17 protein-coding genes are annotated in these 17,306 nt (G+C 37.1%); 9 read left to right on the top strand and 8 right to left on the bottom strand.

Features of this window, described 5'->3' with window-relative positions; translation table 11 throughout:
* Positions 1-123: 123 nt before the first annotated feature.
* The gene (locus KTH84_RS03720; protein ID WP_262472029.1) at positions 124-699 is read right to left on the bottom strand and encodes an Ltp family lipoprotein; all 576 of its coding nucleotides are present in this window, start codon (positions 697-699) and stop codon (positions 124-126) included.
* A gap of 402 nt (positions 700-1,101) precedes the next feature.
* Between KTH84_RS03720 and KTH84_RS03725 the strand changes: the two genes are divergently transcribed.
* From KTH84_RS03725 to KTH84_RS03740, 4 genes are all read left to right on the top strand, one after another.
* Positions 1,102-1,671 carry a TetR/AcrR family transcriptional regulator gene (locus KTH84_RS03725; RefSeq protein ID WP_262472031.1) on the top strand — a complete coding sequence of 190 codons (570 nt, stop codon included), beginning with the start codon at positions 1,102-1,104 and terminating at the stop codon, positions 1,669-1,671.
* 139 nt (positions 1,672-1,810) lie between these two features.
* On the top strand, positions 1,811-2,830 hold the full coding sequence (locus KTH84_RS03730) for an MBL fold metallo-hydrolase (protein ID WP_202741970.1): 1,020 nt from the start codon (positions 1,811-1,813) through the stop codon (positions 2,828-2,830).
* Positions 2,831-3,028: 198 nt separating this feature from the next.
* Positions 3,029-3,577, top strand: coding sequence for an RrF2 family transcriptional regulator (locus tag KTH84_RS03735; protein WP_005040253.1), 549 nt, complete (start codon positions 3,029-3,031; stop codon positions 3,575-3,577).
* Between the two features lie 157 nt (positions 3,578-3,734).
* Complete coding sequence (locus KTH84_RS03740) at positions 3,735-4,940, top strand: NAD(P)/FAD-dependent oxidoreductase (protein WP_262472034.1); 1,206 nt, start codon at positions 3,735-3,737, stop codon at positions 4,938-4,940.
* An 86-nt stretch (positions 4,941-5,026) separates the two neighbouring features.
* On the opposite strand, the gene KTH84_RS03745 is transcribed toward KTH84_RS03740, so the two are convergent.
* Complete coding sequence (locus tag KTH84_RS03745) at positions 5,027-5,719, bottom strand: type 1 glutamine amidotransferase domain-containing protein (RefSeq protein WP_262472035.1); 693 nt, start codon at positions 5,717-5,719, stop codon at positions 5,027-5,029.
* Between the two features lie 155 nt (positions 5,720-5,874).
* On the opposite strand from KTH84_RS03745, the gene KTH84_RS03750 reads away from it, so the two are divergent.
* Positions 5,875-6,291 (top strand): MerR family transcriptional regulator, encoded by a 417-nt coding sequence (locus tag KTH84_RS03750; protein ID WP_042896186.1) that lies wholly within the window; start codon positions 5,875-5,877, stop codon positions 6,289-6,291.
* 78 nt (positions 6,292-6,369) lie between these two features.
* Positions 6,370-7,176, top strand: a complete 807-nt coding sequence (locus KTH84_RS03755) for a type 1 glutamine amidotransferase domain-containing protein (RefSeq protein WP_262472036.1) — start codon at positions 6,370-6,372, stop codon at positions 7,174-7,176.
* A 66-nt stretch (positions 7,177-7,242) separates the two neighbouring features.
* Here the strand turns inward: KTH84_RS03755 and KTH84_RS03760 are convergent, their stop codons facing one another.
* The 4 genes from KTH84_RS03760 to KTH84_RS03775 form a co-directional block, all read right to left on the bottom strand.
* On the bottom strand, positions 7,243-7,818 hold the full coding sequence (locus KTH84_RS03760; RefSeq protein ID WP_262472037.1) for a dihydrofolate reductase family protein: 576 nt from the start codon (positions 7,816-7,818) through the stop codon (positions 7,243-7,245).
* Between the two features lie 211 nt (positions 7,819-8,029).
* Positions 8,030-9,097 carry a saccharopine dehydrogenase family protein gene (locus tag KTH84_RS03765; RefSeq protein WP_262472038.1) on the bottom strand — a complete coding sequence of 356 codons (1,068 nt, stop codon included), beginning with the start codon at positions 9,095-9,097 and terminating at the stop codon, positions 8,030-8,032.
* A gap of 15 nt (positions 9,098-9,112) precedes the next feature.
* Complete coding sequence (locus tag KTH84_RS03770) at positions 9,113-10,351, bottom strand: NADH:flavin oxidoreductase/NADH oxidase family protein (RefSeq protein WP_262472039.1); 1,239 nt, start codon at positions 10,349-10,351, stop codon at positions 9,113-9,115.
* Between the two features lie 160 nt (positions 10,352-10,511).
* Positions 10,512-11,342, bottom strand: coding sequence for an alpha/beta fold hydrolase (locus KTH84_RS03775; RefSeq protein WP_262472040.1), 831 nt, complete (start codon positions 11,340-11,342; stop codon positions 10,512-10,514).
* A 327-nt stretch (positions 11,343-11,669) separates the two neighbouring features.
* On the opposite strand from KTH84_RS03775, the gene KTH84_RS03780 reads away from it, so the two are divergent.
* The 3 genes from KTH84_RS03780 to KTH84_RS03790 all read left to right on the top strand — a co-directional run bounded on the left by KTH84_RS03780 (position 11,670) and on the right by KTH84_RS03790 (position 15,130).
* Positions 11,670-12,569, top strand: coding sequence for an acetoacetate decarboxylase (locus KTH84_RS03780; protein ID WP_262472041.1), 900 nt, complete (start codon positions 11,670-11,672; stop codon positions 12,567-12,569).
* A gap of 288 nt (positions 12,570-12,857) precedes the next feature.
* Entirely contained in the window at positions 12,858-13,178 is a 321-nt protein-coding gene (locus KTH84_RS03785) for a pyrimidine/purine nucleoside phosphorylase (protein ID WP_262472042.1), read from the top strand.
* A gap of 341 nt (positions 13,179-13,519) precedes the next feature.
* Positions 13,520-15,130 carry a bifunctional 3-(3-hydroxy-phenyl)propionate/3-hydroxycinnamic acid hydroxylase gene (locus KTH84_RS03790; RefSeq protein ID WP_262472043.1) on the top strand — a complete coding sequence of 537 codons (1,611 nt, stop codon included), beginning with the start codon at positions 13,520-13,522 and terminating at the stop codon, positions 15,128-15,130.
* Between the two features lie 37 nt (positions 15,131-15,167).
* Here KTH84_RS03790 and KTH84_RS03795 read toward each other — a convergent pair whose 3' ends face one another.
* Positions 15,168-16,061 (bottom strand): LysR substrate-binding domain-containing protein, encoded by an 894-nt coding sequence (locus KTH84_RS03795; RefSeq protein WP_262472045.1) that lies wholly within the window; start codon positions 16,059-16,061, stop codon positions 15,168-15,170.
* A gap of 1 nt (position 16,062) precedes the next feature.
* On the bottom strand, positions 16,063-17,250 hold the full coding sequence (locus KTH84_RS03800) for an MFS transporter (RefSeq protein WP_262472046.1): 1,188 nt from the start codon (positions 17,248-17,250) through the stop codon (positions 16,063-16,065).
* Between the last annotated feature and the right edge of the window lie 56 nt (positions 17,251-17,306).

Consider the following 17,306-nt stretch of genomic DNA (forward strand, 5'->3'; position numbering starts at 1 on the left):
AAAACCTTAAATATTGGCTTAATAAAATTATTGGTTCTGAATAATTATTTAAAGGTTTTATATTCAGAATAAAGAAATCCGCTAGGCTATTAATATTAAAGTCATAGCGGAAAGTTATAATGATTAAGAACATGCTCCTACTTGCTGCGCCCCATATCGAGCCTGTTGCTCAGTAAATCTATCACCAGCACTGGACGAAAGTTGGTCAATAAGGCCACTACAAGAAAAACCTGTTAGTTCTATATATTGTTGTGCTGCTTGTACTGCTTCCTGATTCCAATCTACATCCATGCTATCGACCGCAGCCTCGGCATCTGCATAGCTAAAACCATCACCAGCGCTTGAAGATAATTGGTCAATTAAGCCTTTACGAGAAAAACCCATCAGATCAAGATATTGCTCAGCAGCTCTAACAGCATTGCGTTGTTGATTAGTCAAATTAGAGGTGACCACAACTGGAGTATTTTGATTTTCGGCTTTATTCGCAGCATCAACTGCTGCCTGTGCCTCTTCTGCAGCTTCAACTGCTTCACTTGCTTCACTTGCTTCACTTGCGGCAGCAATGGCTTCTTGCTTTGCTGATTCACTAACATTATTTGAGGAAGTTGATGATACTTTTGAACTGTTCCCTCCAACAATAAGGGCTAATACAAAAATAATAGTAAATAGAATACCTACCCACATAAAAAATGTCTTCATACCCTATTTCTCCTAATTTTTTAAAATCGATATTACAAAAGTAAAGTTATGTATTTTCTATGTTATTGGTTTGTATTTAACCTAATTATTAAGGTAGATTCAAGAATAATTAATTCTTCTAAATTTACTTTAAGCTGTACAAAGAATTCTTCTTAACTCGTGAAATAACTAATTATATTTATAACCATAGAAAGAACTACATCTTAGATAATCTAGATTAGTAAATTGGCTTTTATTTATCTGATGAAAAATCAAAAAATAATAAAAATTAGTATGGTAGTTTTACTATTAAATCTTTTGCTGGGAATGGGGAGAAAAGCTAATGTAAGGCTTCTTTATTTCACTTGCACTCTAGCTATTTTTATGTATGATTGAGTAATCACTCAATTAATATGTTTGTGTATGGCTCGTCCTCGTAGTGAAGATAAACGTAATGCAATTTTAAGTGCTGCTATTGAAACATTGGCAGAGCTTGGCGAACGTGCATCTACCTCAAAAATTGCCAAAGGCGCTGGTGTGGCAGAAGGTACTTTATTTACCTATTTTAGTAGCAAAGAAGAGTTGCTTAATCAGCTCTATCTTTCACTCAAGGCTGAACTACGTCAGGTCATGATACTCAATTACCCTGCTCACGCCGATTTGCAAACACAAATGTCTCATATTTGGCAAAGCTATTTGGACTGGAGTTTAGAAGCTCCACTCAAACGCAAAGTAATGGCACAGCTTTCAACCTCTGAACAAATTACCGAGCAAAGCAAACAAATTGGTATGCAAACCTTTTGCGATCTGACCCAAAATATTCAAGAACATATTAATGGTGGAACACTACGTGATTACCCACCATTATTTATTGCTTCAATTTTGGGGGCGCTTGCCGAAGTCACACTGAATTTTATTGCCCAAGACCCTTCTCAAACCGAGCGTTATCGCAAATCGGGTTTTGAAGCATTTTGGCATGCAGTTTCAATATAAATAAAAGATAAGGACCTACGGCGTCCTTATTTTTGAACCAATTAATGAGTGAGTAAATACTCATTTATATAGATATTAATAAGTACTCTTAAAGTTCTTATTTGCACATATAGGTTTATTCCACTAAAGGAAAAACAAGATGACTATTTCAAACACAACAGACTTGCCTTCTCCCTTAATGTCGTCACAACAGCATGATGGCAAATTTAGAAATACACGTCCGAACCAGCATAAGCCTTCTTTTGGTAAGTCACTTCAGTTGATGTGGAAGTTTCTATTTAACAAACCGAAAGACACTGTTCCAAATAAACAAATTCCAGTTTTAAGCTTGTCGAAAGAACAACTTCTTAGTGCACCTGACCGTTCCCTATTTCGTCTGGGGCACTCGACCATTTTGTTAAAATTGCGCAATGAGTTTTGGCTAACCGACCCTGTTTTTTCGGAGCGCGCATCTCCTTTTCAGTGGATTGGGCCAAAACGTTTTCACCAACCGCCAATCAGCATTGATGAATTACCACCCATTAAAGGCGTGATTTTGTCGCATAACCACTATGACCACTTGGACTATCATGCGGTCATACAACTTAAAGACAAAGTTGAGCACTTCATAACACCGCTTGGTGTGGGTGATGCCCTGATTAAATGGGGAGTTCCAGCAGAAAAAGTTCAACAACTCGACTGGTGGGACACCACACATATTGATGGTTTAGAACTGGTAGCCACCCCTGCACATCATTTCTCGGGCCGAAGCTTGAGTGACAGTAATGCAACTTTATGGGCATCTTGGGTAATTATTGATAGTGATCTACGCGTATTTTTTAGCGGTGACACGGGATATTTTGATGGCTTTAAAGAGATTGGACATCGTTATGGACCTTTCGATCTCACCATGATTGAAACTGGAGCTTATGACCCAGAATGGCCAGATGTTCACATGCAACCAGAGCAAACTTTACAAGCCCATCTCGATTTAAAAGGACGTCATTTGTTACCTGTGCACAACGGTACTTTTGATTTAGCGCTTCATGCTTGGGATGACCCATTTGAACGTATTGTCGGTTTGGCTAAGCAAAAAGATTTAGGCATTAGCACACCGCAAATGGGTGAAATCCTAAATCTAAACGAGCCAAATGTCGAAAATTATTGGTGGCGTTCATAATTTTTTTCTCGCTAGTTTTAAATTATTTTCTCTCTTAATATTTCATTAAAGGCTTTTAAATTCATTAATATAACTAATATTTTCTTTATCAAAATCACTCAATAATAAAACTAAGACTAACTTTGTCTTAGTTTTATTATTGACTAAAAACACAGACCGAGTTAGTCTGTGTTTGTAATTGATCAATTATGAAATTAAATGGCTTATATCACTAGTAGCGTCGAGTATGCGATTCACTGTCTTCTTTTTCTTGTGAACAATGAAGATAAACCTTTGAGTAGTAAGGATCTGGCCGAATTACAAGGAGTCTCTCCGAGTTTTATGGCTAAGATTTTTCCTAAACTTGAAAAGGCAGGTCTGGTAGTTGCACAAGAAGGTGTCCGCGGTGGATATTTACTGGCCAAACCGGCTCATGAAATCAGTTTTTTAGATATCGTGAATGCAATCGAAGGTGAAAAACCGCTTTTTGAGTGCCAAGAAGTCCGTGGGAAGTGTGCAGTCTTTAATCATGCCCCGCCAGATTGGGCAACCAGTGGTGTGTGTGCAGTGCATGCCGTCATGCTACAGGCCGAAAAAGCCATGCGAGATGCGCTAGGTGCTCATACACTTGGTGATATTGCAGACCGTTTTGGCCGTTATGCACCCGACGTATTTTTTAGTGATGTAAATGGCTGGATCAATGAACGCATCGAAGGAAGAACAGCAAAAATGCGGAAAAACAAAATATCACGGGACACCCCCGACTAACGAGCTGATAGGGCCTCAAACCCTGACATAAAACTCCCCTAATCGTTTTAAACACCTTCTCAGATTTTTCGGACAATCAGAGAAAGGATTCGCTCACCCTAAATTTGTGATGAGCTGGAATTTATTGTCCGAAAAAACCTATCAAAAGGATAATCAAATGAGTAAGCGTATTATTATTGCTGGTTCTGGCTTTGCTGGTTTATGGGCTGCACTTGCTGCACAAAGAGCAATTCACCTAGCTTCGCAAGAACAAAATATTGAAGTAGTGATGGTTTCCCCTACTCCCAATGTTGATATTCGTCCTCGTCTTTATGAACCCGTACTTGAAAATATGAACCCTGATATTTCAGAGTTATTAAGCGTGGTTGGAGTTAAGTTTCTGGCAGGCTGGGTAAATCAAATTGATGGCGACCAACAGACCATTGAGGTTTCAACCACCGATGGCAACAAACAAACCTTAAGCTATGACCGTTTTATTCTGGCAACTGGAAGTACCACTTTTATGCCTCCTATACCGGGTCTTACAGAATATGGCTTTAGCATAAGTACACTAGAAGATGCCGAAAAACTAGATCAACATCTTAAAAACTTAGCCAATAAACCTGCAAATGCAGCACGTAATACCGTTGTAGTTGCAGGTGGCGGTTTAACTGGGCTAGAAACAGCAACTGAAATGCCCGAACGCCTGCGTCGTATTTTAGGTGAAACTGATGTGCGTGTAGTTTTAGTAGATTCATCTACAGAAATTGGTGCGGCAATGGGTGACCAAGCTGCTACAGTTATTCGAGAAGCTCTCACAGAACTAGGTGTGGAAGGTAAAGCTGGTCTACGAGTTACTGCGCTTGATGCATCAGGGGTAACACTTTCTAACGGCGAAAGAATTGAGGCTGCAACTGTTATTTGGACTGCGGGCATGCGAGCAAATCACCTCACTTCTCAAATCGCAGGTGAAAAAGATAATTTAGGCCGTTTGATTGGAGATGCTTATTTACATGCACCTGAAGCAAAAAATATTTTTGTGACTGGTGATACGGTAAAAGTTCCAACCGATGATTTAGGTAATTTTAATGTGATGTCTTGCCAACATGCCATGAGCCTAGGCCGTGTGGCGGGTTACAATGCTGTGGCGGAATTGGTTGATTTACCATTGCATGCATATAGTCAACCAAAGTATGTGACTTGTCTTGACTTAGGTGCATGGGGCGCTCTTTATAGCGAAGGTTGGGACCGTCAGGTTCAATTTGTTCGCGAAGAAGCCAAAAAAATCAAGCAGGAAATTAATACGGTCTGGATTTATCCACCTGCGGCAGACCGCGATGCTGTGTTTGCGATAGCAAATCCTGATTTTGTTATTGTTCCTTAAGGTTAGCTTTTCAAAATAGAACAATCCCCAAAAGTTGTAAGTCATGATTGACTTCTCTTTTGGGGATTATTTTTAATACATAAAACCTAGGACTTTTCTAAAGCTTCTATAATTTCTAAAGCCGTTTTTTTAGCAGAAAATGGATTTTGGCCTGTAATTAAATTTCCATCTTGAACCACATGTGGTGCAAATGGAATTAAAGCCTTTTCATAGTCTGCACCATATTCTTTTGCTAACTCTTCGGCATTATAAGGCACTTTTTTTGCTACCCCTGCCAAAACCTCTTCGCTCCAAGCAAAGCCAGTTAACTTCTTCCCTTCTATAAGCCGTTTACCATTGGAAAGCCTTACATTTAATAGACCACAATAGCCATGACACACACTCGAAACAATCCCACCTTTTTCATAAATATTTTTGGTGATTTCTTGAAGTTCAGGGTTATCTAAGAAATCCCACATTACCCCGTGGCCGCCAGTATAATAAATAGCATCATAATCCTGCCAATTGATATCTGACGGTTTGAATGTATTTGCCAGCAAAGTCATAAATGCTTGATCGTCTTCTCTCGCTTTTACAGATTTATCGGCAACTAAAGCACCGAGTGACTTTGGTTCAATCGGCGTTTTTCCACCATTCGGACTTACAATATCCTGAATATAACCTTGTTTCTCAAACTCATCATAGGCATGAGTGAGCTCACCTAACCATAGACCTGTGGGCTCATCTACATCTTTGTAACGTGAAACGTTAGTCACGACATGTAATATGCGTTTAGACATCTCTTCACCTCATTTTCATATTTATAATTCTGTTCATTAATTTATCAAAGCATAGAAACCTGTTAATGAAAGTGTGTGCTTGGTAAAGTTATGAACCTTGCTTTTACAACACTATAAGTCTAAAGTTAGCTTTAATGTCAAGAGAGTGTGTGGCTATGAATATTAGTGAGTTATCTAAATTAAGTGGCTTAAGCACGCCCACAATTCGTTATTATGAACAAATCAAACTCTTGCCTAAAGCTAAGAGAAAATCAAATGGCTATCGCGAATATAGTAACAACGATTTAAAGCAACTCTCTTTGATTCAACAAGCCCAGCAAGTTGGTTTTACTTTAGCAGAAATTAAAGCTTTTTTGCCTTCAAAAGTTGCTACTTGGAACCACGATGAACTCATTCAAACACTTGAAACTAAAATTCAAGAAATAGAACTTTTAGAACAGAAACTAAAAGCAAGTAAGCAAAACTTACATACAATGATTGAAGCAATTAATAACAAGCCAGATGAAATTACTTGCGAAGAAAATGCAGAAAGACTCATGAATCTCTACTATGACAAAGCAAAAACACCATAAATTTTCTAAGAATTCTATTGACCTTCAAGCGAACTTTAAACATACGATTGACTACAGGTGATTGATGAGGAACCTGTCATGTTTAAAGTTTGGGATATTCAGCGTTGGTTAACAATTATTTTTGCCATCTTTTTAACTTCAAATTCGGTACACGCCGCAGAGTCAGCTAAAACTCAAAGCCTTACTAAAGCAAGCGGAAAAATTTTAGTAGTGATGACTAATCATTCAGCTTACCCTACTCGTTCTGATAAAACAGGACTTTGGTTGACTGAACTCACTCATTTTTATGATGTCGCTTTAGCCTCTGGCTATAAAATGGATTTTGTAAGTCCACTCGGTGGTGAAGTTCCGTTAGATGAGCGTAGTTTAAAGTCAATTTACTTAGATAAATCGGCACGAAACCATTTAGCCGACCCAGCCTTTATGCAACTTCTAAAAACCACACTATCCCCGAGTGCAATTAACCCTTCACAATACAAAGCCATTTACTATACCGGTGGTCATGGCACTATGTGGGATTTTCCAAAAAATCAATCTTTGCAGAACATTAGCGAACAAATTTATCAACAAGGTGGAGTCGTTTCAGCGGTATGTCACGGTGTAGGTGGGTTATTACCTCTACAAGATGAAAATGGCAAATCGTTAATTGCAAATAGAACCGTTACTGGTTTTGCAAATATTGAAGAAACACTGTCAGGTATTAAGTCTCAAGTTCCCTTTTCTTTACAAAATGGACTCATTGAACGTGGAGCAAAATACAAGCGAGCGTTTGTTCCATTTACTTCTTATGTAGTTTCAGACGACAGAATTATTACTGGGCAAAATCCTCAATCGAGTAAAGAAATTGCCGAAGCTGTCATTAAACGTTTAAGTACGATTCAATAAATCTAAAAGACGAATTATAAACGAGCCCTGTAATTCGTCTCTGGTATATAAATACTTTAGAAAAGATCAGCTTATTTTTTGATAATGAAGACCTATCGCTCCAGAAGCAAAGGTTTTATTTTCGATGAGTTTAAGATTCGTCTTTTCACTACCACCCTCAAATAAAGGCAATCCATTACCAATCAAGACTGGAGAAATTGTAATTTTATATTCATCAATTAAATTCAGTTGCATGAGGTAGTGCGCAAATCTAGGACTACCGAGAATAACCATATCTTTACCCGGTTGCTGTTTGAGCTTATTGATCTCTTCTTCAACATGATCTTTTACAAGTCTGGAATTATTCCACTCAACTTTATCTAAGGTTGTTGAAAAAACGATTTTTTCAGTCTTTTCAATCCATTCTGCATGATTCCTTTCGTGCTCCGAAGCTTCTGGATTGGAAAGTATAGATGGCCAGTAACCATGCATCATTTGGTAAGTCGCGCGTCCCCAAATCACCGTATCGGCAGTACTTAAAATGTCTTTCGCGTGTTTTGCCAAATCGGCATCATAAGCAATCCAGCCAATATCCATTGCCCCATTTGGACCTTCGACAAAACTGTCAAGCGAAGCATGTAGAAATAGTATGAGTTTTCTCATTATTTACATTCCATTGTTTATAAAAAATATGCATTACATTTTAGTATATTCAATTTGAATTATTTCTCGTGGCGTGTTTTGTTTTCTGTTTTTCTTTGAACCTAAATGAAGTTGTATTCTTTGAAATATCTTTAATTTTTATTCATTGCCCGAACAAGAATTATCTTATTCGGGACTACTCTATAAATATGCTGTTTTAACCAAGTTTCTGTTAAGTAATGACCAACGGTCCAGAACCTGGTAGCTCAGTCACTAGCTTATAACCTATCAGTTTCGCTGGTGTATATGTACCACCTTTAACGGTATTTTTGAGTAAATAATTCACCACGGTCAGTGAACCATTGACCGTAAGGCTATAAGCGTTTTCTGTTTGGATACGGGCAGTTCTGATTTCCCCACGTGAATTTCTGGCTTCACCCCAAACATAGGTCGGTATTTTTGCGCGGAGCTCTTCATTTGGTCCAACGACTGTTTTTTCAATACGCGCCTTAATAAACTTCTGCACGGCTTTAAGTCTTAATATTGGACGTACATAGTTCATCATTTTTGCGCCCATAATCATTTTTGGAAACGCCGGAACAAACACTTCAATGTTTGGAATACCTGTTGTATAGAAAGCGGTAGAGACATCTCCCCATGGAACACTCATGGCACTTTTTTTACCGTCACCAAAATCAATGGTCCGAACATAATGTGCTAATGGAACAGTGGTAATTTTTCCGTTTTTACGAATTTTTCCACCTTCCCCCATACCTTCTATACTTGTTTTGGCAGTACCTGGTGAAAACCCTGTTCTAGAGTCAAAACCAAGCGCTAAATGGGTTGCATCTGGTAGTGCTTCTTTCAGTGCAGCTGCCACGCAGTCTGTCGGAATCACATCAAAGCCAACACCCGGACAAAGCACAATATCGGCTTTTTCTGCTTGAGTGTTAAGTGACTGCGCTAATTCAAATACAGAAATTTCACCCGTAATATCGAGATAATGAGCACCTGCTTTTATACATGCTTCCATCATCGGCTTTGAAGTAGCTGAAAATGGCCCTGCACAGTGCATGACCAGTTTAAAGCCTTGGAGTTGCTCACTTACCGCATCTACGTTATCAAGCCCAAAAGCTTTATAGTCGAGCCCTAACTCTTGAGCAAGTGCTTCAACTTTTTCTTCGTTACGACCTGCAAGTGTCGGTTTTAAACCTTGACGTACAGCTTCACGAGCGATTAACTCGCCCGTGTAGCCATTTGCTCCATAAATTATCCAGTTTGAATCGTTAGGATTTGTCATAACACAACTCACTTATTAAGAAGCAAATGAATAGTCACGCATACCTTTTTTGTATTGGCGGGTACGGCATGACATAGCTGATTGTTGCAAAATTAAAGCCCAAGCTGGTGAAACAGTCGGTTTTGTTTTTTTACCAGAGCTTAAATTACGTAACTGGAATTTGACCACCGCCATATTGGCAAGTGAAGCCAGTGTTTTGTTTTCCCAAGTAATCGGTTTTAATTCAGGAGTAAGATTCTGGCCTTGTTTCCAAGCATTTGGCAAATTAGGTTCAATTGCTAAAGCAGTTGCAATACCGACCATATCTACCCCGCTTTCAACTACTTTCTCTGCCACTTGTTTACGACGAATGCCACCTGTCACCATAACAGGCATTTTGGCCACTTTACGAATTTCTTGTGCAAATTCTAAAAAGTAAGCTTCACGGGCAAGTGTCCGCCCATCGCGTGCTTGGCCCTGCATTGCAGGTGCTTCATAGCTACCACCAGAGAGCTCAACCAAATCGACCGCATGTTCATTTAACATTTTAACGACTTGTTGGGCATCTTCTGTGCTAAATCCACCACGTTGGAAATCAGCTGAATTTAGCTTTACGGCAACAGTGAACTCAGGTGTCACCACGTCACGGACTGCTTTAACAATTTCAATTAAAATACGAGCTCGGTTTTCTAAAGAACCACCCCAACGATCTTGGCGTTTATTACTGAGTGGAGAAAGAAACTGACTTAATAAATATCCATGCGCTGCATGAATTTCAACTCCGGTAAATCCAGCTTTTTCACCTAAACGCGCCGTGTTTGCAAAACGTTGAATCACCTCTGCAATCATGTCTTCATTCATTTCGATTGGTGCATTAAAGCGATTTGACATTTTGCCTAAATCTAGTGAAATTGCCGAAGGTGCCCATGTTTGCTGACCAAGATTGGCTTGCATTTGACGCCCCGGATGATTAATTTGAAGCCAAACCTGCGCGCCTTTCGAACGACCAATTTGTGCCCATTTTTTAAAAGTATCTAGATGCTTCTCATCTTCAAGCACCACACCTCCCGGTCCAGTCATTGCTCGACGGTCTACCATCACATTTCCAGTAATGATTAGACCTACACCACCATTCGCCCAAGCCTGATATAAACGCATTAATTCTTCTGAGGGTGCATGGTTAATATCAGCCATATTTTCTTCCATTGCCGCTTTGGCAATACGGTTAGAAACATATGAGCCATTTGGAAATACTAATTTTTCGAACACTTTCATTGGAATGACCTCATTCAGTATGGCTTCACTTTAAGATTAAAGCTAACTTTAATGTCAATACTTTTTTACCTTATATCACTTAATAAATTGAATTAACTTATTTTTTATATAAAAAAGAGGCATTTGTTATGCCTCTTTTTTTACAGTTTAATATTTTTAATTACTCGCGAATGAAGGCTAATAAGTCCGCATTAATCACTTCATGGTTTACGGTTAACATGCCATGCGAAAAACCTGGGTAGATTTTGAGTTGGCTATTTTGAAGCAGCTCAGCAGATTTCACGCCAGAAGTTTTATAAGGCACGATCTGGTCGTCATCACCATGTAACACTAAAACAGGAACCGTGATTTTCTTTAAATCTTCGGTGAAGTCAGTTTGTGAAAAAGCTACGATACCATCGTAATGTGCTTTCGCGCTGCCTGTCATCCCCTGACGCCACCAGTTAGCAATAATACCTTCCGATGGCTTCACATCAGGTCGGTTAAAACCATAGAACGGGCCAGATGGAAGGTCTCGGAAAAATTGTGCGCGATTGGTAAGAACTTGATTTTGAAGATCATCAAAAACTTCTTTTGGTAAACCTTCGGGATTATTTTCAGTTTTAACCATCAGCGGCGGTACTGCGCTAACAAGGACAGCTTTTGCAACATTTTCTTCGCCATGACGAGCGATATAGTGAGCCACCTCACCACCGCCTGTTGAGTGGCCAATATGAATTGCATTTTTAATATTGAGATGTTTAACCACCTCTGCAACATCATCTGCGTAATGGTCCATATCGTGGCCATCCCAGACTTGACTAGAGCGACCATGCCCTCGTCTGTCATGAGCCACCACACGATAGCCTTCTCCTAAAAAGAAAAGTAATTGAGTGTCCCAATCATCTGAACTTAAAGGCCAACCGTGATGAAAAAATAAAACTTGGGCATCGCGTGGTCCCCAATCTTTATAGAAAATGTCTACACCATCTTTTGTGGTTACATAACCCATCTTTGTTCTCCTGCTGAAAATCTGTTTGTAGATCGTTATAAAGGTTTGAATGTTTATACTAAGGTTAAAGTTAGCTTTAAGGTCAACAGTCTTAACTTATTTTTAAAATAAAATTTATATGAATAGTCTAGGGTACTTTGTATCTTTTTAATATTTAATTGTTTTTTATTTTATTTCTTTTAAATATTAAAGCTCTTACACATGAAAATTAAAGCCTTGACTTTAAAGTTAACTTCAATCTTATAGTGACTACATTGGCTATAAATTAACACGTCTTAATATGGACAAACGTAGCTACTCGGTCAATTAATGTAAAGGTGAACTCTCATGAATATAAAACAACAGTTTACTGAGGTTGAGTTTGGGCAACAAAAAGTCAAAGTACCCAAAGGTGGTTATTATGACCGTTTTAGAATGAATCCCGATTTAGATGAAGTCGCTCAAGACCCTGCTGCTGGCAACATCGATTTTTTCCGTCATATTCCTAAAAAAATTGTCGAATCTCGTGTAGGTCCTGTTTGGGCACCTAACTTTTATTATCGTAGTGCTAATGTACAGCTTTTAATGCTCGCTCCGATTAAGCACATTAAGGCAAAACTTCCCGCTGCTTTAACGCCACTACAACCATTTCCGGGTTATGGGTTGGTAGCCGTCACATTTTTTACCTATTCAGTTTGTGACAATGACCCATATAACGAAGTGTCAATTGCGATTGTTGTACGTAAACCTAATGCTCGTGGGCCACACATTGCAGAATTAATGAAATCGATTCGTCAACGTCATTTTCATGCCCATGTTTTAGCTTTGCCTGTAGATACAGAAATTGCCAGAGTACGAGGCGTATATGGTTACCAGCTACCGAAATGGCTGACTAAAATTAATGTCAACATTAACCCAAAAGAGATTCAAGCCGATATTGCCGATCTTAATGGCAAATTAGATTTAAGTCTAAAAACAGCTGTTCCAACGTTAAAACATGTCGATTCTGAAACGCATATCAACAAAGCCACCATGCTACATGTGGTTGATGGCAAATGGCACCAAACAGAAGTTCAATCTAATATCCTTTCTTTTGCGCAAAAGCTTTTCCCGAAAAATGTGCAACTTGAGAAAAATGAGGGACCTTTAACAAGGTTACTAAATGAATTAGGTGCTTCAAAAATTCTACGTTTAGATGTGGTGGAAGATGCTCAGGTAGTGTTAAATCTACCAACTATACTTGATTAATATCAATTATTTAAAAAGATTGCTCTAGATATTTTATTAATTAATATAATTAGTCTATGTATGAAATTAGAAATATTTAGAGTTAATTCATAAAATCTGCTTGGTTATCAGGATTTTTACCTATGCTATTTAAATACAGATGTAAGTCTAAGACTGCCTTGAGGTATTTAAACTGTATTATTAAAAATAAGATAAATTTATTTGCTCACAATATAATATTAGAGCTTGAAGATTTAGATGATTTTTTATTATTATCACTACATAATTTAAAACAAAATTGGACAAAAAATGTCAAATCAATTTGATTTCGTTTCTATAAAGAAAAAAGCTAATGTCCACTATGAAGGACGTTCAATTAGTCATGTAATTGAACTTGAAGATGGAACAAAAAAGACTCTAGGAGTTATTCTTCCATCAGACAAGGCTTTAATATTTAAAACTCATGTGCCAGAGCGCATCGAAATTATTTCTGGGAAATGTACTGTTCAAATTGGTGATGAATTAGAAGCTAAAATTTACTCTAGTGGTGAATCTTTTAATGTTCCTGAAAATAGCAAATTTAAAATTACGACAGATGAAGTGATTGATTATGTCTGCCATTTAGAATGATTTGAACTACTATTTGCTATTTATCTATATTTATTCAATCTAAAAATTCAAGATACAAGTTCTTTTTAATGTGAAAAATATTTATAACAATAAGGTTATTCATTTCTTAATTTATGAGTTTTTAGCTCTAAAACTTATTTTTATTCAATCATAATTTAAAACAATGAGAGGATTTAAAAAAACTATCAAATAAAATAAAAAAAATATTTAAATACAAAATGTTATAAATATTAAACTTCATTTCCCTCTTCAAAAAAATTACTTATTAAACTATTGATTAAATTAAACCTTCTCTCAGTTTTGATATTAATAAGGAAACTTGATAGTAAGGGATATTTACTGTGAATCAAACTCAACATCACACCACGGAAGTTGCAATTTTAGGGGCAGGACCAGTTGGATTAACAATTGCAAATTACTTAAGTAAACAAGGTGTACAAGTTACTGTTATTGAACAATTAGATCAGCTTATTGATTATCCTAGAGCAATTGGCATTGATGATGAGTCGCTAAGAACAATCCAGTCATTAGGATTAATTAAACAAGTTTTACCGCATACCACTCCAAATCATGCAATGCGCTTTTTAACTCCTAAAGGCCGTTGTTTTGCAGATATTCAACCAATGACTCGAGAATTTGGCTGGCCACGCCGTAATGCATTTATTCAACCTCAAGTTGACCGTGTTTTACTTGAAGGTTTAGCGCTATACCCAACAACACAGGTGTTTTTTTCACGCCACTTAAATAGTTTTACTCAAGACAAAGAACATGTAACTTTAAATCTAACTACAAAAGATAAAAAGCAAGAAGTTATACAAGCACAGTTTTTGATTGCTTGTGACGGCGGAAATTCATTTGTACGACGAAATCTCAATATTAATTTTGAAGGAAAAACTGCACCTAACCAATGGATTGTTATTGACCTTGCAAATGATCCATTAGCTACTCCTCATGTATATTTATGCTGTGATCCAGTTCGTCCTTATGTATCAGCAGCTTTACCACATGGTATCCGACGATTTGAATTTATGGTAATGCCTGGAGAGACCGAAGAAGAGCTGAGCAAACCTGAGAACATCAACCGTTTACTAAGAAAAGTTTTACCACATACAGATAATATTGAAGTCATACGCCAACGTGTATATACACATAATGCACGTATAGCAGATCGCTTCCGTGTCGACCGTATTTTATTAGCTGGTGATGCTGCACATATTATGCCTGTATGGCAAGGCCAAGGTTACAATAGTGGCATGCGTGATGCCTTTAATCTTGCATGGAAAATGGCCTTGGTAATTAAAAAAGTGGCAGGTCCTGAAATTCTAGATAGTTATCAACTGGAAAGAAAAGACCATGCTCAAGCAATGATTAACTTGTCCGTTCTAGCTGGTCATGTACTTGCTCCCCCGAAAAAATGGCAAGGTATTGTTCGTGATAGTATTTCTTATGCATTAAACTACATACAGCCAATAAAACGCTATTTACTAGAAATGCGTTTTAAGCCAATGCCAAAATATAGTGAGGGAATTTTGGCACCATTTTCAGGAAAAAATACACCTGTTGGCAAGATGTTCATACAACCTCATGTCCAGTTTCAAAACAAAGACAAAATTTTATTAGATGATGTCATTGGAAATAACTTTGCTATTCTCGCTTGGGGGGTTAATCCAACTTGGGGCATATCACCAAATAGTATGAAAAAATGGATTAAATTAGGTGTGAAATTTATTCAAGTTGTTCCTAACGTGCAATTAAATTTACCAAATCAAAATCCTGATACAGATTTCATTACAATCGGTGATATAGATAGTGAAATCCGTACATGGTTTGGTCAAACAAATCAATCTATGGTGATATTACGACCTGACCGTTTTATAGCAGGTCTTGCCATTCCCCAAACGGTAAATAGTATAAGTGAAGAACTTTTTGAAAAAATGTATTTAATTAATTAAAATTATTTAAGCCATTCTTTTGAATGGCTTTTTTATATTAACTAAAATCAAGATAAAATTGTTTTTTAAGTACATCTAAAATTAATTCTATAGCTTTATTAACATTATCCTTTCGATAAGAAACATATAAACTGATCATGGGTAAGGGTTCTATAGTCTTCTTGACTACAATTTTATCTCCTAATAAAGGAATTACATACTGTGGTACAAGACTCCATCCAATTTCCATTCCGACTAAATTGACATTAAGTAAAATGTTAGTTGAGTGTTGTACGATAGATACATTAAGCTTATTTTTTTTAAAAAAGTTATGAATAATCCGATAAAGTTCAGGCGATGACTCTTCATTACAAATCACAAAGTCATGTTGTTCAAAACTTTTTATGTTAATACGTTCCTGCTGAGCATGAAGCGAGTTTTTAGGAATAATTAAAGTAAGTGGTTCTTGGAATACTTGAATAGAAACCAATTCATCTGAATCAGCGCCATAACGAGTAAAAGCGATATCTATCTCACCTTTTTTAAGCGCGGCTAGTTGTGCATCATCCGTAAGACTATGAAAATCAATTGTAAGTTCTGGAAAGTGGGCTCTTATATTTGGCATTATGTAGGGAAAAACTTTCATTTCTGCCACTGGAACAAAACCAATATTTAATTGTTCTTGTTCAACTTTAGCAGTTTGTTTAGCCAAACTAATTGCTTTTTCTGTATGTTCTAAAATGATTAGCGCTTCTTTAAAAAAGACTTCTCCTGCTTTGGTCAGTTCAACTTTTCGCTTACTTCGTATAAAAAGCTGAACTCCCACCTCTTCTTCTAAATCTTTAATCTGCTGACTAAGAGAAGGTTGTACCGTATGCATGCGCATTGCTGCCTTAGTAAAATTCAGCTCTTCAGCAACCGCAACAAAGTAGCGTAAGTGACGTAATTCCATGTCATATCCTGATTATTGTCTTTCCATCTTTATTACATATCCAACGATATAAAAATAAAGTCATTATCGTGATGAAGGCACACAACTGGTAAGTTTTCTCATAACCTATTTGGGCAATAATTATTCCTACCAAAACTGAACCAATGGCCATCCCTAAATCAAATAAAGTAAAAAAGGTTGAAACAGCATGCCCTATCCTATTTTTCTCAACCGATTGTATTGCCATAGTTTGAAAAATAGGGAAAAGTGAACCATATCCCATACCTATTAATGCTGCAGCCAACCAATAGCCCCACGGTGTTTGCATCCAACTAACTAAAAATAAGCCTATTGAAAAAAGGATAAATGAAGGGTAAATCACGGAATTAGCCCCTCTTTTATCATAAGAGTAACCTACCCAAGGGCGCACTATAATCATTGATATTGCAAAGATAATAAAAAATATGCTGGTCGCAGCTAATAAGCCTTTTGTTTCACTATAGACACTAATAAAGCTCATAATGCTTGAATAAGACATTGCAGTAAATAAAGCAATAACGCCGATAGACATCACCCTTTTTTCAAAGATATCGTCAAATGTAATACTCCGCTTTGCAGAGATGATCTCCTTATCTTTTAAGGAAGAAACAGGAATAAGAAAACAAAAAATTAAACCCAAACAAACAATTGAGGCTAAAAAGGCAAATAAATTATAAAAACTGGTGTACCGTATCGTAGCTAAAGCGATCATTGGACCAAAAACAACAGCCAGATTCGTAGACATTACGAAATATCCCATACCTTCGCCTTTTCTCTGCTCAGGAATAAAATCATTCACTATAGGCACTATTACTGTCGTCAAAATGCTAAACCAGATCCCATGCACACAACGAATAAGTAATAAAAGCCATAACTGATTTGCCCACAGATAACTTAATGCCAGAAGTGCAAATAATAATGCCGAACCTCGTAAGGCATATTTTTTACCTAAACGATCAATAATTAAGCCAGAAAAAGGACGAGTGATAATAGATGAAACCAAAAATAAGGTTAACGCCAAACCTGCCTGACTAATTGAACCGGATAATTCTTTTAAAATATAAAGAGGTAATATTGTGAGTAATGCATAGTAGTAAATGAATAAAAAAAGATTGTTCAATACACAAAGAATAAATGAACGATTCCAAAGCTTTTCCTTGGCAGCTGACATTTTTCTTACTCAATATAGATGATTAGTAAAACCAAAATCATGTTCATCTGATCGTT

It is taken from the genome of Acinetobacter sp. WU_MDCI_Abxb74, assembly GCF_025513915.1.
In the GTDB taxonomy this organism is placed as follows: Bacteria; Pseudomonadota; Gammaproteobacteria; order Pseudomonadales; family Moraxellaceae; genus Acinetobacter; species Acinetobacter calcoaceticus_C.